At 39.0% G+C, this 19,347-nt stretch carries 17 protein-coding genes and 3 pseudogenes; 16 read left to right on the top strand and 4 right to left on the bottom strand.

What is annotated here, in order from left to right; all coding sequences use genetic code 11:
* Positions 1-112 precede the first annotated feature (112 nt).
* The 8 genes and pseudogenes from HMPREF0493_RS06245 to glnQ form a co-directional block, all read left to right on the top strand.
* Positions 113-937 carry a glycosyltransferase family 2 protein gene (locus tag HMPREF0493_RS06245; RefSeq protein ID WP_006352495.1) on the top strand — a complete coding sequence of 275 codons (825 nt, stop codon included), beginning with the start codon at positions 113-115 and terminating at the stop codon, positions 935-937.
* Entirely contained in the window at positions 934-1,590 is a 657-nt protein-coding gene (locus tag HMPREF0493_RS06240) for an alpha/beta fold hydrolase (protein WP_006352494.1), read from the top strand. Before HMPREF0493_RS06245 ends, HMPREF0493_RS06240 begins: the two co-directional genes overlap by 4 nt.
* A 75-nt stretch (positions 1,591-1,665) precedes the next feature.
* Positions 1,666-2,303, top strand: a pseudogene (locus tag HMPREF0493_RS06235) (NAD(P)H-binding protein).
* A gap of 129 nt (positions 2,304-2,432) precedes the next feature.
* Positions 2,433-3,419, top strand: a complete 987-nt coding sequence (locus HMPREF0493_RS06230; RefSeq protein WP_006352491.1) for a ribose-phosphate diphosphokinase — start codon at positions 2,433-2,435, stop codon at positions 3,417-3,419.
* A gap of 144 nt (positions 3,420-3,563) precedes the next feature.
* Entirely contained in the window at positions 3,564-4,247 is a 684-nt protein-coding gene (locus HMPREF0493_RS06225; protein ID WP_006352490.1) for a TetR/AcrR family transcriptional regulator, read from the top strand.
* Positions 4,248-4,258: 11 nt separating this feature from the next.
* On the top strand, positions 4,259-5,092 hold the full coding sequence (locus HMPREF0493_RS06220) for a hypothetical protein (protein ID WP_006352489.1): 834 nt from the start codon (positions 4,259-4,261) through the stop codon (positions 5,090-5,092).
* A gap of 143 nt (positions 5,093-5,235) precedes the next feature.
* Positions 5,236-5,619: pseudogene (locus HMPREF0493_RS08450) on the top strand (type 2 periplasmic-binding domain-containing protein); the annotation flags it as partial.
* Positions 5,612-5,719 (top strand): annotated as a pseudogene (gene glnQ / locus HMPREF0493_RS08665) (glutamine ABC transporter ATP-binding protein GlnQ); the annotation flags it as partial. The pseudogenes HMPREF0493_RS08450 and glnQ, both read left to right, overlap by 8 nt.
* Positions 5,720-5,753: 34 nt before the next feature.
* Here glnQ and HMPREF0493_RS06210 read toward each other — a convergent pair.
* Entirely contained in the window at positions 5,754-6,971 is a 1,218-nt protein-coding gene (locus tag HMPREF0493_RS06210; RefSeq protein WP_006352486.1) for a CAP domain-containing protein, read from the bottom strand.
* 149 nt (positions 6,972-7,120) lie between these two features.
* Here HMPREF0493_RS06210 and HMPREF0493_RS06205 point away from each other — a divergent pair, with 149 nt between their 5' ends.
* From HMPREF0493_RS06205 to HMPREF0493_RS06185, 5 genes are all read left to right on the top strand, one after another.
* Positions 7,121-8,203: a D-alanine--D-alanine ligase family protein gene (locus tag HMPREF0493_RS06205; RefSeq protein ID WP_006352485.1), complete on the top strand. Its 1,083-nt coding sequence runs from the start codon at positions 7,121-7,123 to the stop codon at positions 8,201-8,203.
* A 30-nt stretch (positions 8,204-8,233) separates the two neighbouring features.
* The gene (locus HMPREF0493_RS06200) at positions 8,234-8,989 is read left to right on the top strand and encodes a MerR family transcriptional regulator (protein WP_006352484.1); all 756 of its coding nucleotides are present in this window, start codon (positions 8,234-8,236) and stop codon (positions 8,987-8,989) included.
* Positions 8,990-9,062: 73 nt separating this feature from the next.
* Positions 9,063-10,160: a YibE/F family protein gene (locus HMPREF0493_RS06195; protein WP_006352483.1), complete on the top strand. Its 1,098-nt coding sequence runs from the start codon at positions 9,063-9,065 to the stop codon at positions 10,158-10,160.
* Positions 10,157-10,942: a YibE/F family protein gene (locus HMPREF0493_RS06190; protein WP_006352482.1), complete on the top strand. Its 786-nt coding sequence runs from the start codon at positions 10,157-10,159 to the stop codon at positions 10,940-10,942. Before HMPREF0493_RS06195 ends, HMPREF0493_RS06190 begins: the two co-directional genes overlap by 4 nt.
* Positions 10,914-11,732, top strand: coding sequence for an alpha/beta hydrolase (locus tag HMPREF0493_RS06185; RefSeq protein WP_006352481.1), 819 nt, complete (start codon positions 10,914-10,916; stop codon positions 11,730-11,732). The genes HMPREF0493_RS06190 and HMPREF0493_RS06185 overlap by 29 nt, the downstream gene beginning before the upstream one ends.
* 73 nt (positions 11,733-11,805) lie before the next feature.
* On the opposite strand, the gene HMPREF0493_RS06180 is transcribed toward HMPREF0493_RS06185, so the two are convergent.
* The gene (locus tag HMPREF0493_RS06180) at positions 11,806-14,823 is read right to left on the bottom strand and encodes a TIM-barrel domain-containing protein (RefSeq protein WP_006352480.1); all 3,018 of its coding nucleotides are present in this window, start codon (positions 14,821-14,823) and stop codon (positions 11,806-11,808) included.
* A 175-nt stretch (positions 14,824-14,998) separates the two neighbouring features.
* On the opposite strand from HMPREF0493_RS06180, the gene nagA reads away from it, so the two are divergent.
* Positions 14,999-16,153: an N-acetylglucosamine-6-phosphate deacetylase gene (nagA, locus tag HMPREF0493_RS06175; protein ID WP_006352478.1), complete on the top strand. Its 1,155-nt coding sequence runs from the start codon at positions 14,999-15,001 to the stop codon at positions 16,151-16,153.
* Between the two features lie 368 nt (positions 16,154-16,521).
* On the opposite strand, the gene HMPREF0493_RS06170 is transcribed toward nagA, so the two are convergent.
* Positions 16,522-16,998 (bottom strand): nucleoside 2-deoxyribosyltransferase, encoded by a 477-nt coding sequence (locus HMPREF0493_RS06170; RefSeq protein WP_040457334.1) that lies wholly within the window; start codon positions 16,996-16,998, stop codon positions 16,522-16,524.
* Positions 16,999-17,112: 114 nt separating this feature from the next.
* Between HMPREF0493_RS06170 and HMPREF0493_RS06165 the strand changes: the two genes are divergently transcribed.
* Positions 17,113-17,592, top strand: coding sequence for a PTS sugar transporter subunit IIA (locus tag HMPREF0493_RS06165; protein ID WP_006352476.1), 480 nt, complete (start codon positions 17,113-17,115; stop codon positions 17,590-17,592).
* Between the two features lie 36 nt (positions 17,593-17,628).
* On the opposite strand, the gene HMPREF0493_RS06160 is transcribed toward HMPREF0493_RS06165, so the two are convergent.
* Positions 17,629-18,426 (bottom strand): tyrosine-protein phosphatase, encoded by a 798-nt coding sequence (locus HMPREF0493_RS06160; protein WP_040457331.1) that lies wholly within the window; start codon positions 18,424-18,426, stop codon positions 17,629-17,631.
* A 165-nt stretch (positions 18,427-18,591) separates the two neighbouring features.
* Here HMPREF0493_RS06160 and HMPREF0493_RS06155 point away from each other — a divergent pair, with 165 nt between their 5' ends.
* Positions 18,592-19,074 carry a universal stress protein gene (locus tag HMPREF0493_RS06155; RefSeq protein ID WP_006352474.1) on the top strand — a complete coding sequence of 161 codons (483 nt, stop codon included), beginning with the start codon at positions 18,592-18,594 and terminating at the stop codon, positions 19,072-19,074.
* Positions 19,075-19,347: the final 273 nt, after the last annotated feature.

Raw genomic sequence — 19,347 nt, 5'->3', positions numbered from 1 at the left:
AGTGTAAAAATAAACAGATTTCAAATTTTTCCTTGATAAAATTTTAATCAGAAAAGATCAAAGAATAGTTTCCGCCAAGATGATATAATGTAGGTTACGAAAGGATGACTATATGTTACAAGTGCCTAAGCTAACCATTATTATGCCAGTTTATAACACAGCAGAATACTTGCCGCGAGCTTTTGATGCACTATTAGCACAAAAGAACAAAGCCTTTAAATTGGTCATAGTAGATGATGGCTCAACCGATAATTCTGTCGAGGTCGCAGAAAAATATCGATCTCTTTTTCCTTATTTTAAAATTATCAAAAAGAAAAATGGCGGTCCATCTGACGCAAGAAATGTTGGTATTAAGGAATTAGACACCCCATACGTTACTTTCCATGACGGAGATGACTGGGTGGATCCTTCCTACACTGCATTTTTTATTGATGCCTTTGAAAAGCATCCTGATGTCAATATGGTTTCATGTGGTTACTGGCTAAGCTATCCAGACAAAAAAGAGCGTGTCGTTGGCCACACTGAAGGCGGATTTTTGACTAAAAGTCAAACTTATTTGAAACTAACCAATGTGTTCAATTCGCCAATGAAAGGCTATTGCTGGAACAAGGCCTACCGCACTTCTGTAATCAAGAAGTTTAATTTGAAGTTCGATAAAGACATTTCTTTGTTGGAAGATCAAATTTTTAACGTTAAATATATTTCAGTTGCCCCTGGCGTGTACTATACGCAAACGCCGTATTATCACTATTGTCAAAGAAAAGGGAGCATTATTCACCAGCCTAATATTAAAAAGGTAGTTGACAACTTTCGCGGCAATTACCGGGTATGGCGGATAATTATCAAGAGTCTAATGAAAGATCGCGAAGAAGAAAAAAGAATTAAAAAGTTTAATCGAGTATTGCAAGAACAGTCAACAAGTAAGGAAAGCATATGAAAATAAAAGTCAATGGAGTTGAACTTTATTACCATAAATTAGGCAAAGGTGCGCCATTATTGCTTCTTCATGGTCACCATTTGGATGGCGGAATGTTCGATAAAATCGTTCCTCCGCTTTCTTTGTATTACACCGTTTATGTCATTGACATGCGTGGACACGGCTTAAGCGAAGGTGATAGCGCAGAACACTACCATGTTGAAACCGAAGACGTCCACCAGTTTATTGAAAAACTGGGCATTGAAGGCTGCTATTGCTTTGGCTTCGATGCCGGCGGTTTGATCGCTTTAATGCTGGCCAGCGAGTATCCAACGATTTTTAAAAAATTAATTGTTGCCGGCGTCTTCGTCAACGGTGCCGGAATTCGTCCATACCATTATTTAACAGAAGGTTTTTCACGTTTCTTAAGATTAGATCGTGACAGCCGAGTTGAACTGACTGAAAACTTCATGTCAGAAGACAGCTTGAAAAAAATCCAGATACCAACCTTATGCGTGGTTGGAGAAAAGGACTGGGTAAAAGTTGAACATGTTCGTTGGTATAGTCAAATTATTCCTCATGGCCGTTTGATTTTAATGCCACGTCAAACCCATAATAGTTATGCTGTTAAGAGCTTGAAGATGCTGGATCTTATTAAAGATTTTTGTAAATAAGTGGAATTGGTATATCTTTTCAATATCTTGCGCTAGAATGAAAGTGAGATATGTTTTTTGAAAAGGAGAAAATCGATGGTTAAAGTTGTTGTTCTTGGTGCACATGGACAAGTTGCACAAATCGTGGAAAGATTTTTATTTGCTGACAAAGATGTTGATACTACATTGTTCTTACGTAATGCTGAACGCATGGCTGATAAAAAAGTCAAGCAACAATCATCGAAGGCAGCGCAACCGATGCAGCTCAACTTGAAAAAGCAATGAAAGGTCAAGACATTGTTTATGCTAACTTGGGCGGTCAAAATGACATTGACCTTGAAGCCGAAGCAGTTATTGAAGCAATGAAGAATGCCAATGTTAAACGTCTGATTTGGATTTCAACTTTAGGTATTTATGATGAAGTTCCAGGAAAATTTGGTGAATGGAACAAGAAGACTTTGGGCGATTATATTACTGAGTATGCTAAAGCAGCTAAGAGAATTGAAGATTCAGGCCTTAACTATACGATCATTCGTCCAACTTGGATGACCAACAAGGATGAAGTTGACTACGAAAAGTCAAAGAAGGGTGAGCCAATCACTGATACTGAAGTTTCAAGAAAATCAGTTGCTGCTTATGTCTATCATTTAATTAAGAACCCTAAAGAAGACGTTAAGGAATCAATCGGTTTGGGCAAGCCTGGTACTGAAGGCGACAAGCCAAGCTGGTATTAATTTGTTGAAAAATAATTAAGAATCCGCTTCTCATAGATTGAGAAGCGGTTTTTTGTCCTTTTGCAAGCTTTTAAACAGCTTTTTGTATATAATAGATCTGTATATAATTTTTAGTTAGAAGAGGTAGCTATGAACAAGGAAGAACTTAACGAATTACTACACCCAATGAAGTTAATTGGGTTAAGCGGTAACCCAGCATTAAATGAAAAGATTGCATCAATTTTGGGTCAACCATTAATTGAAACTGCTGTTCACCACTTCAGTGATGGTGAAATCCAAGTTAACATCGGTGAATCTGTCAGAGGTTGTGACGTCTTCGTTATTCAATCAATTCAAGATCCAATTAATGAAAACTTTATGGAGCTTGAAATTGTGTTGGATGCTTTGCACCGTGCTTCAGCCCACAACGTTAACGTCGTTATCCCATACTTGGCATATTCACGTTCAGATACTAAGACTCGTTCACGTGAACCAATTACTGCTAAATTGGTTGCCAACTTATTGCAAATCACAGGCATGGACCGCTTAATTGCACTTGATTTGCACGCTTCACAAATTCAAGGTTTCTACAATGTGCCAGTTGACCATTTGCACGCAATGCCACTGCTTGCCCAATACTTCTTGGACAATGGTATTGCAGTTAAGGGTGACGACGATATTGTTGTTGTTTCACCAGACCACTCCGGTGCTAAGTTAGCTCGTAATTTTGGTCAATACTTTGATGCTCCAATCGCAATCGTTGACCAACGTGGTGCACGTTATGATACCGAAGTTCACGATATGATCGGGGACGTGAAGGATAAGAAATGTATTATTGTCGATGACTTGATTGATACTGGTTCAAGAATTGCATCTTCAACTAAGTCAGTTTTGGCAGCAGGAGCTACTAAGGTTTACGTAGCAGCTACCCATGCTCTTCTTTCTAAGGATGCAACTGAAGTGCTTAATGGATTGCCAGTTGAACAAATTGTTGTAACTGATACGATCAAGCACAAGCGCTACCCAGACAGAATGGTTAGAATTTCTGTTGATCAATTATTGGCACGCGGAATTGATTATGTTTATAACGATCGTTCAATTCACCAAATCTTTGATGAACAAAATCGCTTGAAGTAATTATTTAATGATAATATTTAAAAATAATCCTCCGATTTGGTTGGGGATTATTTTTTATCAAAAATTTGCTTTTTCCTATTCAGATAAACATTTGGGTTGATATAATAAAATTTAATTGTATAGAAGAAAAACGGGAGAAGATTCATGGCAAGACGTAAAAATATGAAAAGAAGAAGAGTAATTCTTGGGAATACTTTTCGTCTAATTAGAGAAAATGGAATGGATAACGTTTCGCTGCAGATGATTGCGGAAAAATCCGATATTTCTAAGTCCTTGCTCCAATCCTACTATCCTCATAAATCAAAGTTAATTAGTGATATTGTACGCAACTTATTCAATACTTTAGATAAACAAGTTAATAACTACGAACAGATAGAACATTATTCTTCATATGCTCATATGAAAGCATTTATTTACACAATTGTTGTTTTAGGGATGCACGATGAGGGGCTTGATCGTATTATTTCACAGGCCTTTACCAATAATGAAACGCTTGATAATTGGGGATCAATGCCTTTAGACTGGGTACATGACGAACATCTTTTTGATGACATTAATGCCACTAAGGCTGAACTTGAGAGCGGAATTGCTTTTGTCACAATTGGTGTTGGAAGACTATACTATGATCGTAAAAAATACCATCTGACTGCAGAAGATTTATCAAATTATGCTACTAGCTCATTGATGTACAGCTTCTGTCATTGCAGTCCAGATGAAATTGATCAAGCTTTGAAGGATGGTCATGAAATTATTGAGACAGCTGATATGGAAAGCGTTCACCAAGCAATCTATACAATGTTTGATGGTGAAAAAGAAATCATCAGCTAAAGGAGTAGTCTATGGTTGAAAGCTCACGAGCCGATTTGCGACGGATGGATCATGAGCAGAGCAACAAGTATAAGCGAACACTGGCTTGGGTTATCTTTTTAATTGCCTCGTTAACGATGATCACGGTTACCTTTTTAAATCCAATCTTTATGAAGGGGCAAATTAAAACCAGCAACAATCAAGCTGTTATTGTACGTCAAGTCAATAGTCACTTTGATACTTTAGCGGATTTGATTGGTGCCAAGCGCGAATCTGATTCAAATTTGCTGACAGTTGATCAGACGCAGCCGATTGCTAATCACATTATTGATTATTCATTGGGCGTGCACTGGATCAAAGTAAGCAATACCGATTTGGCCAAACAGATTCTGGCAGATATTAATAAAAATATCGATAAAGGTGCTTCCAGCGATGCGCAAACGGTGCGAAAGAAGCTAAAGAGTCAAAGTAGCAACGCGCTTTACTTCATTATTCAGGCTTTTAATTTAAATATCGTTACCTTGGGGGCTAACATTGCAGTTTTACTGTTGGTAGTCAACATTATTATTATTTTGATTACCATGGTCGCATTTGTTTCGTTAATCAGCGATATGCATTCGCGCAGTTCAATTAAGGAGCTAATTCATGATATTACGGCTGCTGGGATGTGGGCAGGCTTTTGGCTGATTTTGATTTCTGGTTTAATGGCGCTTGTTCCCGTCATTATCAATGTTGAAAGTTTGCCGATTGGCGGATTAAGCTATTTGCTAGAGATCAGCAGCAGCGTCTTTTTGGACTTCGTCATTGCTGGCGTAGTCATTTACGTCTTGTGTGCTATTCCATGGCAAGCAACTACTGATAAATAATTTTATAAGTGCTTAGAATATAAGTTCTAGGCACTTTTTTATTTCATGGTATACCTTATTCAATCTATTTAATTATTTTTTAATCTGACTGATGGTGAGACTATGAAACGAAAAAAATAGCGGCTTTGTTCGCTGCATTGTTAATGTTATTCTCAATTTTTATAACGCCAATTGCCGCAACGCCTGCTAATGCTGCCGAAAAAAAGACGGTGGCGCAGGGAACGGTTTTAAAGCGGATCAAGAAGACCAAGCAATTAGTAGTTGGTACTTCTGCCGATTATCCACCGCTCGAATTTACAGCGAGTGAGAATGGGAAGACCAAAGAGCGTGGATTTTTCACAGATCTACTACCGTCCAAGCGGTGAATATTTCTTAATTAACAAGCGTGATAAAAATAATACAAGAATATCAAGAGCTTTAAAGGCCAAACCGTTGGTGCGCAAACAGGCAGTATTCAATATGAATTAGTGCAAAAGCAAATGAAGGGCAGCACGGTTAAAGGTCTGGGCAAGATCAATAATCTGGTTCATGGCCGACGGCTACTTGCAAGAAAAAGGCGATCCTGAACAAGTCTTTGATCACCCGAAGAGTGAGCGGGCAAAAGATTTCTTAGCAAAAATTTTATAGAATAAAAAATGAGGACGATGTCCTCATTTTTTTATTATTTACTTATGACTTGCAAGACGCGTTTTAGGAAAAAATTCTGATGCCATTGTCCCTTCTTCAATGCATCGAAGAAGTAATGCTCAGTTTTGCTGTTTTTTACATTGATATTGAAACTAGCCCATAACTTGGCATTTGTCTTTGAGAATGGTGATTTCAAATGGCTGTCCTGTTGAACTGCTCCTTTTTGATAAGTGGAACCAGTCGTAGTCGTTACTTCCTTGGTAGTAGAGGTATCTTCTTTAAACAGTTTAAAAGTGTAGCTGTATAAGTTACCTATAACTATCTTATATTGGTGTCCAGAAATAATAGGCGTCTTGCCGGGCATATAAGTAATGACTGTCTTGAAGTTGCCATAACCGTTTCGGCTGTAATTCTTAACTTTGGTTGCCTGATAAGTCTTCTTAGTGTCCATATCCGTAATTTTTACTTTAGGCGTGCCAGAGTAGACCTTGTTGGATAAATAAAGCGACCAGGCAACGTTCTTGCCCTTGGCTAATTCAACTGGGAAAACGCCCGCACTTGGATAAGCCACGCTTGCTTGACTGGCAACGCGGAAAATATCATCAACATTTAGAACCTTTTGTACTGAGTAGCGATAACCGTTCGAGCCATAAGCTGCTCCAATACCAGTTGATGAAAGCCGGGTCGATAAAATCCAGGCTCTGTGTCCGGTATCGGTTCCAGTTAAATTGTAATGGTCAGTAATTAGGTCAGTAATTACATCACCAGCTGATTGGTTAGCAACATTGAAATTCAAATTGGAAGTCTCAGAAGTATCCTGAGCCAACTTCCAGAGTGAATCGCTGACATAGTTAGGTTGCATATCAGTTGGCAGCCCATGTTGATTGACAAAGGGATCAGCATTAATAGCAGCCATTACAGCAGCAGTTTTTTGTGCGTTGCTATTCGCTATAGCATTTGTCTTAATTGCAGGCAAACCAAAGAGACTACGGTAATAGTTGATGTAGGCTAATTGAGTTGTAATGTATTGCTGTTTGATTTTACCCGCACTAAAGTTAGCGCCTAATTGAGGTTTAACTTCATAAAGGTTATTGATATCGTAACTAGTTTTATCAAGATCAGCGTATTCTTTTTGGAAATGCTGAACCTGACTTATTTCTCCCTCACTAAAAGTGGCAGCGTTGACGCTGATGCTAGGTACAAATAGTAGCACGCTGCAAGCAGCAGCGATTGTGAATTTGCGTAAAAACATCGCACCGCTCCTTTCTGTCCCTACTAGAATATTATACCCCGAATAAATTCTAATTCTTTAGTAAAAAATCTTGCCGAAACTTAGTTTTTTTAGACGGTATTGCGTATAATTAAAAGATGGTAACAATTATTAAGAGGTAAAAATAAATTATGGTTAAAAAAACACAAGTCGGATTGATTTTTGGTGGAAATTCATCTGAATATGAAGTTTCAATTGTTTCAGGTCACAACATTTATAATGCAATTGATAAAGATAAGTTTGATGTACATCCAATTTGGATTACTAACGATGGCTACTTTGCTGATGAAAAGGAATCTTTCAAAGTATTAAAGGATCCTAAGTACCAAGTAAAGAACCCACATAAAGTAACTAACATTTCTAACTTGATTGAATTAGCCAACTTGCCAGAAATTGACATCTTCTTCCCAATTGTTCACGGCAACTTAGGTGAAGATGGTAGTTTGCAAGGTTTATTCAGAATTTTGGATAAGCCATTTGTTGGTGACGATATATTAGCAGCAGCCGTTACAATGGACAAGGAATTTACCAAGATTTTGGCTCAACGCGTTGGTGTTCCTGTTGCTGACTGGATTGCTGTTAAGCGCAGAGATTATGACGACAAGAATAGTGACAAGCTTAACTACGACAAGGTTGCTGAAAAGTTGGGCAAAGATATGTTTGTTAAACCTTCTAACCAAGGCTCTTCAGTTGGCGTCAGCCACGTTACTAATGCCGATGAATACAAAAAGGCTTTGGATGAAGCTTTCAAGTACGACGACAAAGTTTTGGTTGAAGAAACTGTTCCTGGTACCGAAGTTGAAACTGCCGTATTGGGCAATGACAATCCAATCGTTTCAGGTGTTGGTCAAATTATTAATGCGGCTGGTTCATGGTACTCATACGAAAACAAGTACGATGATAACTCAACTTCTAAGTTGCAAATTCCAGCCGAATTGCCAAACAGAATCGTTGAAAAGGTTCGTTCAAACGCTTTGAAGGTTTACCAAGCAACTGAATGTTCAGGCATGGCAAGAATTGACTCAATGCTTACTCCAGATGGCAAAGTTGTCTTAACTGAAGTTAATGCATTGCCAGGTTTCACCAACATCAGTATGTATCCAAAGCTTTTTGAAGCTGCTGGCATTCCTTATACTGAATTAATTACGCGCTTAATTGAAGCGGGTCAAGCTCGTTACGATCATAAGAAGACTTTACTTCACAAGCACGATTAATTTAATTGCAAAAAGTAGGGGTAGACAGTGATGACGAGTGAGAAGCACGATTTTGAAGAATTAGATGTACCAAGTACGGCTGCAAAAAAGTTGGGAATCAGTGTTGCAACGCTGAGAAAATATTCTTTAATTGTCGAAAAAGTAACCGGCAATGAGCATTATTTTCAACGCAGCAAACAAAAAGAACGGCTGTACCATCAAAAAGATATTGAGGATCTTGATGCTTTTCATAAATTGGCTAAGGAAGAAGGCTTAACTTTAAAGGAAGCTGCTAGACGGATTTATGCAGTCAGTGAGCAAAAGCAAGCTAAAGAAAAAGATGCTTCCACTGACCAAAAGCAATTATTGGATCCTCATCAGATGGCCAAATTGTTAGGTGCTCTGCAGCAGACGATTGCTAATCAAAACAATGCTATTAACAATTTGCAGAAACAACTTGATCGCATTGAAAAACAAAATCAAGCCTTGCTGAAAAAGCAAAATGAATTGGCAGCTCCAAAGGATAAGGAAGTTGATCCTAAAATCGCGGCCTTGCCTGATATTTCGGGAATTGTCAGTTCTAATTCCACGCATGAGGGGCACCACACGATGACGCGTGAAGAAAAACGCAAGGAAGTTGAACGTGATGCTCATAAGAGCGAAAAAGAACTGCATGATGAAATTTTAAGAAAAGCAAGAGAAAATGCCCAAAAGAAGAAGGCAAGTGCTAATGTTCATCGTACCCTTGAAGATATGCAGCTGCCACGTAAGAAAGCACATTGGTGGCAAAGATTTTTAAATTATTAAGATTACAGAAACGGCTTTATTCAAAGTCGTTTTTTGTTTTAAAGTAGAAACAGATCTTTTTAAGGAGTTTGCAATGAAAAAACGTTATTGGATTGCGCTGATCGTTTTCGTAATAGGGCTGCTTTTATCAGCGGGAACCTACTTTTTAAGCGATGTCTATCAAAAAGATGACGTTGCTGTAATTACGGATACGAAGATTAAAGATCGGCTGATTGAAAAAGATAAAGATGTCTACAACAATGTGGATCAAACTAGGGAACAGACATTGCATATCAAGATTTTGTCCGGTAAATACAAGGGCAAAACTTTTACTGAGAAAAATGTCTACTATCCTTCACAATTAACTACGCAAAAATATCGTCCGCGACAACGTATTTTTGTCAGCATCCAAAAGGGCAAAGTCGCTTTAGGCAATCCTAAACGTGACTGGGTTCTGGTGCTGGTATTAACGCTGACGATTGCATTAATGATCGCGATGGCCGGCAAGCATACAATCGCGCTTTTAATTTCAATGCTGCTGAGCTGGATTATCTTTTACGGCGTTATCGTGCTTGACGTCAAATTAAATGGCTCTTATATCATCCTGCTCTTCGGTCTGGCTGATGTTGTCTTCTCTTTCATCAGTTTGCTGATTGTTCAAGGCCTGAATAAGAAAATGCTGGCGACTTGGCTGGCAACCCTACTGGGTGTTTTCGTTTCATTTGGCTTATGCTACGTGATTATGAAATTAACGGGTGAATCTGAAATGAAATATGAGACAGGCGACTATGCGACTCAAGATCCGCGCGGAATATTTTTAGCACAAAGTTTGTTAGGGGTTCTTGGAGCGGTTATGGATGAAGCAACTGATATTATTTCCAGTCTTTATGAAGTGGTTCAAGTTAAAAAAAATATTACGGCTAAGCAATTGATTCAAAGTGGCCGGACAATGGGACAGGAAATTATGGGACCACTGATCAACGTATTGGTGTTGATTTTCATCGCAGGTTCATTGCCAATGACGATTCTTTACTTGCGTGACAACAACAGTCTGAGCTCTACCTTTGGCTTTACTTTGTCATTAGGTGCTACTCAAAGTGTTATTTCCGCCATTTCAATCGTGTTAACCGTAATCTTTGCGACAGGCTGCAGCTTGCTGTTTTTAAAAGAAAAGCGAGGCCAGAATAAATGAGTACTTTAGGCGCTTTAATCGCAGTTTTAGCGATTTTGATGATTATTGTTGGCGGTGAAACAGGAATCCGCAGTTTCTTTAGTGTTTTGATCAATACATTGCTGCTGATTCTGGTCGCAATTTTAATTTCCTGGGGAATTAGCATTCCAATACTGACTTTGATTTTTATTCCCTTGAAACTGGCAACGATTATTTTCCTGGGCACTCATGACTATACTGTCGCTAAAAACTCCTTTTATTCAGCTTTTACGGTTTGTTTGTTAGTGAGTGTGTTAATCTTAATATGTCAATGGTTGGCGCAAGCTGCTGGCCTAGGTCCTGAATCTGGTGAAGTTTTGGTTGGTCTATCACAGATGCCTGGCTTAAGTTATCCGATGATCGCCGTGACCGTGGCAATATTTTCTGCATTGGGTGCGATTGCGGAAGCTGCGGTAGCCATGAGTTCAGGTTTGTTAGAACTTAAAAAACATCATGCCCAGATTACCCGTAAGGAGCTAGAAGGTAGCGGAACGGCAATTGGCAATGATGTATTGGGAACCGCGATGAATACCATCTTATTTGGGATGTTCGGCAGTTTTTTGTCACTATTCTTATGGTATTTCCGCTTGGGCTATTCCTTTGGCGAAATCGTCAATGAAAAATTATTCGTTAATGAAGCACTGATTATCTTGTATTCTTTGATCGGTGTATTGTTAACAGTCCCATTCTCTACTTTTTTGCTAGCTAGAGGAATGAGTAAAGATGAGGTGAAACATGGAGACCAAAAGTCTAACACTAACTAATTTTAATGGACGTGAATTTAAGGTTCATACTTATTTTTTAGAGAAAAATCCAAAATTGGCTGTTCAAACTCGGCCATTAATAATTGTTATACCCGGTGGCAGTTTTAATCAATTGTCCGCTAGGGAAAGCGAACCGGTAGCCTTGGCTTATAATGCGCGTGGGTTCAATAGTGTTGTGATGGAATATAATTTAGTGCAGGATCCGGGCAAGATTTATCCAGATGCTGGTTTGGATGTTTTAACAACAGTAAAATATTGTCGTGATCATGCCGAAGAATATGGAATTGATCCAAATAAAATTGTTACTTTGGGCTTTTCAGCCGGTGGACATGTAGCTAGTGCTGCAAACTTTATGGCTAATAGTGAAAAGTTTGCAAAGAAATATGATTATCAAGCTGAAGAGGTGCGGCCAAATAAAACAATTTTAGGCTACCCATTGATCAATATTGATCAAATCGGCTTTGAAATTCCTGATGGTCAGGAGAAGGACTTGCCAGATGAGCCGGAATTAAGAGACAGCGCCCTGGGTGTTACACGTGAAACACCGGCAACGTTTATCTTTCAAGCTTGGGATGATCCAGTCGTGCTGATTTCAAATTCAATTGAATACATTCGAGCCTTATATGCAAATCAGGTTGAATGTGAAGCACATCTCTTTAACAAGGGCTACCATGGCTTTTCTTTGGCCAGACCTGAAACGACCGAGAGCGGCAAGGAATGGCAAAACAATCCGCATGCAGCCCGGTGGTTTGAAATGAGTATCGAATGGCTTAAGCAAGAATTAGGCTAAAAATATAAAAGCATAAAAATAAAGGTTGAGATGATTCTCAACCTTTATTTTTTTCTATTTAGATTTTCTATAGTTAATCTTTATCCTTGGCTCTAAAGAATAAGACTTCTTTCCCAGCAACTAATGGACCAGATGACTTATAAACTGTCATTCTGATTGCCTTAGCGCTGACATCGCGCAGACCGATAACCTTATTCTTGGCATCGGCTTTCCAATTAATATGCTCGCCGTATGGCTTAAAGTTTTGTCCATCAGTTGATATTTCAATTCCAACTTCAACTGGTGTTCCTTGGCGATCAATATTGCGCGGAATGAAGGCCATCCGACTAAGTTTTTCAACATCTTCAAAAGCAAAGGTCAAAGTTAATGGTTTGTTTTCATCAAATTGATCTTTAGTTTTCCATTCACTAGCCAACTTCAAGTCAGTTAAATATTTAATTGGGTGAGCAGGATTTTCGGCATAGTTACAAGTGGTCTGCACATTGCGGATCGCATAATCAATTGCGGCATGCTTCGTAATTGCGCCAAAAGGTTCAGACCATCCAGAAACTTTATTGCCGGCTACATAGCGCATGCGCATGACATAGCGTTTATTTGGCTCTAATTCATGGAAAGTAAATTTGTCGCCATCAATGCCGTCATATAAGATGCCGTTAATTTCGAATTGAACTTGGTCAGTCATCTTAGTCCATGAAACCGACAATGAATGTGCAGTGATCTTTGCAGGATCAAGGCTAATGCCTTTAGGTGAACGCAACACGGAGTCAGTAATTGAGTGAACCAAAGTCTGACTGCCATAATTGAAGTTTTGAATGATAATTTCAAATTTAGTATCAGTTACGTCGCGACTGCCCAACTTGATTTGCAAAGCTGTTTGCTTAGCTTCGCGATATTGATCGAATTCAGGCATCCAGCTGTAATTGGTATTGTAGAAGAAACCTTCTTTGGCATGAGCAAAAGCATCGCTTGTGCCATATTCCTGCAAGTTGATCAATTGGTCGTTAATCTTAACAGTGACCCGGTCAGGATATGCATCACACATAATGTTCAAATTAGTTGTGCTGTTTGTTTCCATTCCGCTGTAGTCGCCTTTAACAGGATCAATTGTGATGGTCAATTTGCTGGAATTCAAATCGCTGGTAACGCGTGTTTCGGTATGGTTGTGAGTAAAATCAGTGTAGCCATTATCATCGTAGAAACTAATGCTGCTCTTAGCTTGTGGGTACAAAACAAAGTTCCGCTTGCCCAAATCAAAGATAGCGCCGCCGCGCACGAAGACTGGCAAATGCCAAATTGGGTAAGATAACTTGTTATAGACGCGACCACCGATATACTTTTCACCAGTAAAGAGATCGATCCACATTGTACGATGGCCTGGCAAGTAAAGATTATCCTTGCGTGAGTTGCCATTGCTGTCTTCGCGGCCATTGGTAATTGGAGCAACCAAAATGCTGGAGCCTAACATGAATTCGTGGCCAACTTGTTCAGTGTAGTTGACCTGTTCGTGTGGGAAGTCCATGAATAATGGTTGAACGAAGGGATGACCTTTTTGCGTGCCATAGATCAAAGTGTAAAGGTATGGCTTTAATTGTTGACGTAAAGCAAAATAAGCATGATTGATGTTGCTCATCTTGCTGTTATAAGCAAATGGCGTCTTGCTGAATTTGCTTTGATCGTTAATGTTGAAGAGCAGTGGCGTGAAGGCTTTCCATTCAAAATCACGAATAGCGATTTGGGCGTTGCCACCACCAGTCGTACCGTCAACGCTGCCGCCGACTAGAGTTTCGCCAGAAAGTCCGGCTCCTAGCAAACTGGCTACCTGAGTTCCAATATTGTCCCAGTTGCCGCCAGCTGTACCAAAGGCCAAAGCAGAATAAGCCTGACTGCCGACGCTGCCACTATTACTAATAATAAATGGACGTTTGCGGTTTAAATTAACCTTCAAGCTGTCAGTATCTTTTTGCAATTGAGCGATATTATCGGTTGCAGTTGCAATAAAGGAAATACTCTTTGGCAAGCTGCTCAAATTATTTTTGACCCAAATTCCGACTTCAACGCCATGAGTGTTGGCATAGTCATTGAAGTTGGTCAGAGCTTCTTCTTCTAAATCGCTGATGCCATAGTTTGGTACCAGCCAACCAAGTGGAAAGTGGAATTTTTGATAGCGGTCAATTGCGCCGCGAGCTGAGAATTGATATTCTTCTTCGCCGTTCAATGATGCTTTGCCACTGGATTCATTTGGATCCTTGGTTCGAGCATAGTAATTGCCATCTTCAAACATGGTGGCATTACGTTCTTTAGCTTCGCTTGGCTTCCATAATGTTGTTAAAAAGTTGCCCATGTGGCCCAAATCCAAAGCGTATTTGGGTGGCATCAATGGCAAGCCAGTCAATAAGTAGTATTTATAAATTAAATCGCTAGGAGAATTGCCAATCAAGTAGAAATTATCGAAGATTCGATCTTCATGCTTAATCAGGGCAGCATTCTCGTTAATCTTGCCAAAATCATATTCACCAGCTTGGTTAGTGTTTCTGAATTCACCGAAACCAGCATTAGACCAGAAGAACGGAATTTGGCTTAAAACGCCGCCAGCTCCTGTAATACCGTCGCGCTTAATGTAGATTCGCTTGCCTTTGTGGCTGAATGAGCCGTTTTGAATTCCGCCGCCAAAGTAAAATTCGTTCTTGTTCTGCTTGAGGCTTTCAATCGTTTGATTGCTGCCTAGTTCGATAGGACTAAGCTGACTAAAGCGGGTGCGATGCAAGCTTTCATCAAAAATGCTCATCGTGGCGGTTTTTTGTTCAAAAATCAGTTGGAAACTGCCAGATTGAATGATGAAAGACTCGCTGGTTGCACGCGGACTAGATTTTTCAAAAAAATGATTATTAAACTTGCTTAAATTAACTAGGCCGGAATGATTTTCGTCAAATTTTTTATCAGGATCAATAAATAGACGAAAAGTGCCGTCGGCTAAAATGTAGAGCCGAGCAATTTCACCGGTAGCATAGTGCAGCTCATAGAAATGATCGCATTTGCTTGCACCGATAAGTCGACCTAATTGGTGTCTATTAATTTGCGTATCTTGTGTCATAGTACATCTTCCTATATAGTCTTTATTCTATTATAACTAAAAAAGCAATATTTTTTACCTTTTACTGTTTGCTTTAAAACTGGTAAAGACCAATTCTTTTGTGTAAAATAGAAACAGAGATTAAAATAAAGAAAAACATTGCAAGCAAGTAGTTAATTAAAGAGGAAATTGACAAATGACATATTACATTCATGCAGATAAGTTCTTCCTTGAAAACAGAACCGAAAATGGTGGCTATCTTGAAATTCAAGATAATGGCAAATTTGGTTTTTACTATCCAGAAACTGAAAAGCCTGCAGACAAGATCGTTGATTATCCGGGCAAATGGGTTGCTCCTGGCTATGTTGATACTCATATTCACGGTTCTTTGCGTGAAGACGTTATGAAGAGCGACTGGGACGGTATTAACAAGATTTCTAAAGGTTTGTTGAGTGCAGGGGTAACGTCATGGCTGCCAACCACAATCACTGCTGCTAGTGCTACTTTAACCAGAATCTGCAAGATGTTCGCAGCTCACAAGGGTGAAGAAGAAGGGGCTAAAATTCAGGGAATCCACTTTGAAGGGCCATTCTTTACAGAGGAACATGCAGGTGCTGAAAATCCTAAATATATGATGGACCCAAGCATCGATGAATTTAACAAGTGGCTTGAAGCTTCAGATGGCATGCTGAAGAAAATTTCAATGGCTCCTGAAAGAAAAGGATCAAAGGAATTTATTCGTGAAGCTGTTAAAGAAGGGATCGTTGTTTCATTAGGGCACTCAAGCGCAACTTTTGACGAAGCAGTTAGCGGCATTGAAGCTGGTGCCAGCATGTTTACTCATACTTTTAATGGGATGCCTGATCCTATGCACCATACCCCTTCAATTTCTAATGCTGCCATGGCAATGCATAACGTGACTGACGAACTTATTTGCGATGGCCACCATGTGCAAGAACCAATGGCTAGAGCTTTAATCAACGCAGTTGGTCCAGAGCATATTGCGCTGATTACTGATTGTATGGAAGCCGGCATGATGCCAGATGGCGATTACATGTTAGGCGAATTGCCAGTTTACGTTAAAGACGGCATGGCTTGCTTAAAGGATGGCGACAATTTAGCCGGCAGTATTTTGCAATTAAAAGACGGTGTTAAGAATGTGGTTGATTGGAATATTGTTGATCCAGAAAAAGCCATTATGATGGGTTCCTATGTCCCAGCTAGGAGTGCACATATTTTGGATAGATGTGGTTCAATCAAGCCTGACAAGGACGCCGATTTCTTGATTTTGAATCCTGACATGACTTTGAGTGAAACTTACTTGAATGGTGAATCCAAGTACAAAGCTTAATCATATAAAGAGAAGAGCAAGTAGAATTTCTGCTTGTTCTTCTTTTTTTACATTTTTAGATGTAAGCGCTTTACAAAAATAAAAAGATAAGGTATATTATGAGTGTAAAGAAAAGAAGAACTAAAAAACAAGAAAAAGGTGAGTTCCGATGGGCTTTACAAATGAAAAAAGTAAAGAGTGACAATAATTTACATAAGTGGCTTTAAGCCCTCGCGGCAAGCATTGAATAATGATTTAGAAGTTAAGTTGCTCGCAAGATAACTTTTAGCATATCGTAGAAAGATTAATGTATATGTTCGAAGATATGAAGAAATGACCCTGCACTAATTATTTAGTGCAGGGTCATTTAATTTGCTCTTTTTTATTTTTTAGTAAACAGCACCATCGTAAAAGGCATAACGTGGCTTGTTAAAGTCGAAGTCTTTTAATTCGCTCATCTTAATGGCATTGTCGCATACGCCCCAACTCATCAAGTTGATCTTCTTGCCATAATCTTCATCAGGAATTACGAGCAAGATGTATTTTCCTTGGCTTAAAGCATAGCCCAGCTCCATTCCCAAGCCAACGTCTTCTTCTTCAGGAATGTAGACACCGAGCATGACATCGCTTGATTTGATGCCGACTAAATCACCATGGTAGGTAGCGTCAGCCCATTCGATGTCGTGTAAATATTCAGGATGAAGATCGACCCGGATGTCTTTGTATTGATTTTGCAGTGGGACGTAGCAATGATCAAAATCAATCGTGGGATTTTCTTTCAAGGCAGCCATTGCATCTTTGTAAGCCTTGTTTTGTTTATCAGTGAACCAGCCAGCACCAAAATAAACGGTCTTTGTTTTTGTCATTTTTATCTCCTTGTAACAAAATAAATTTCTTTTTTTAACTTTACCATGATTTTGGTTGAAAAAAACCTCTTGATAATTTAAGGTCATGGATGTAGGTAGTGAGGAAGGTAAAATATGGAAAAAAAGCAAGTTTTTGCGGCAGATGCAGTTTTTGTCAGCAATGAAAGCGATCAGGATGAATTGCTTAAAAATATTTATGATCATTTGCTCGATAGTGGCTATGTAAAAGGCAATTTTTTGGCCCATATTATTGAACGCGAGCATAATTTTCCCACCGGTTTGTCAACCAAAACTCTAGGTGCCGATTTGCCCAACATTGCAATTCCGCATACTGAGGGCGAGTTCGTCAATAAGCGCTTGATCGTACCGGTTGCTTTAAAAAATCCGGTCACTTTTGGCAATATGATCAAACCAGACGAAAAGTTGCAGGTTAAATTTTTATTTATGCTGCTGGAAACAAATCCAGATGGTCAGGCTAAATTGTTAAGTCAAGTTATGGATTTCTTAGCACGGACACCGGAAAAAGAATTGAAGAACTTTTTGAACTTCACAGATCCAGAGGCAATTTATCAATATTTGTTGCAAAAATTCTAAAAAAACTGCTAGTTCGTTTGCAAACTAGCAGCTTTTTTAATCGAGATAAATTCTTCTTAAGTCCATGATGTCAGCACTTGAAAGCTGCATCACTTCACGCAAATAATCATTGATGCTGCCGTAATCATCAGTCATGACTTTGATTGCATGATCGATGTATTCGGGATGCACGCTTTGAATATCGCGGATTGATTGCAAGGTGTTCTCGTTCTTGCCTTTTTCTTTTTCACGTTCAACCATGCCATCAACGAAGTCCTTGGTGGTAATGTTGGTCAGCAAATAATCTTGCTTGATCGTTCTTAGTGGCACGCCCAAAGCAGTTAATACCAGCAGTGCGCCAAAACCAGTCCGGTCTTTGCCAGCAGTACAGTGAAAAATCAAGCTTTGTGAAGGCTGATCATTTTCCATTAATTTTGCAAAAAACTTGCGGTAGGCGTTTTGAGCAGATTTGCTGCGAATCATGTCTTCGTAAGCAAAAAGCATGTGGTTGAAACCGAAGTCAGCGTCATCTTTGGACTGATTGTCCAAATCGTTAATGCTTCTGGAAGAGTTGGTTAAATCTTCACTGAAGACAGGATCAAAATCATATTCTGCGCTTTCTGGAACTCGATCTGGCTGGTGATCAACTTCTTCTTGGCTGCGGAAGTCGACGACATATTTAACACCGTAATCTTTGAGATAATCTAAGTCAAAAGGCGATAAATCAGCTAGGTTGCCGGTTCTCAGCAGCTTGTGCATCTTGATGGTTTTTCCTGATAAAGTTTGGTAGCCGCCCAATTCTCTGAAGTTGCGACCACTGGTAATTCCAATCAGCTGGTTGGTTAGTTTTTTCATCGTTAAATCCTCCCCCCAGAGAAAAATAGCATTGCATTTAATTCTACCAACAAATATTAAAAGAAACAATTAAAGCATGGATAAAGTAGCAAACAAAAAAAGAAGCATTTTTTTAAATTATGCTAAAATAAAACTAGCACTAAATAATTCATAGGAGATGAGAAGATGGCTAAACAAAAAGAAAGTATTTTGGTACCAGTCGACGGCTCAGAAACAGCTGAACGTGCTTTTGACAAAGCTGTTAAGATTGCAATGACCGATCATGCGCATGTCGATGTATTGAACGTTATTGATACTCGTCAATTCATGGGCGAAATGCAAGATACCTTGATTTCTGGCGACACTATTTATCAAATGACACAAGATGCTGAAGAATATTTAAAGAGCTTAAAGAAATGGGCTCATGATAACTTCCAGTTTGATGATATTAACTACCATATTCGTTATGGCAGTCCTAAGAGAATTATTTCTTACGACTTCATTAAAGATCACAAGAACACTTTGATTGTGATGGGAGCTACTGGTTTGAACGCCGTTGAAAGAATGTTGATTGGTTCAGTTACTGAATACGTAAACCAGCACGCTTTAGCTGATGTTTTGATTGTTAGAACTGATATTGACAACAATCCAATTAAACCTAAGGCATAAAGCCTAATGAAAAAGATCTCGTTAGAGGTCTTTTTGTTTTCAAAAAGTCATTCTTTTTTTAAAATATCCCCTTGATAAAACACGAACACTTCTGGTATAATTTTCGCAAATGAACGAGCAACAAGTAGAGAGACGTACACTATGCAAATTTTAAATACTAATAAATTAACCGTTTTAGCTTGTACAGGTGTAACAGACTCTCTTTGGACCCAGTTTGTTATTGTTCGTTTTTTAAAATACAGATGCTATTAAAAAGACTTAATATGAATCGTG

The sequence above is a fragment of the Lactobacillus amylolyticus DSM 11664 genome (assembly GCF_000178475.1).
GTDB classification, from domain to species: Bacteria; Bacillota; Bacilli; order Lactobacillales; family Lactobacillaceae; genus Lactobacillus; species Lactobacillus amylolyticus.
This window is presented reverse-complemented; position numbering and strand designations above follow the sequence as displayed.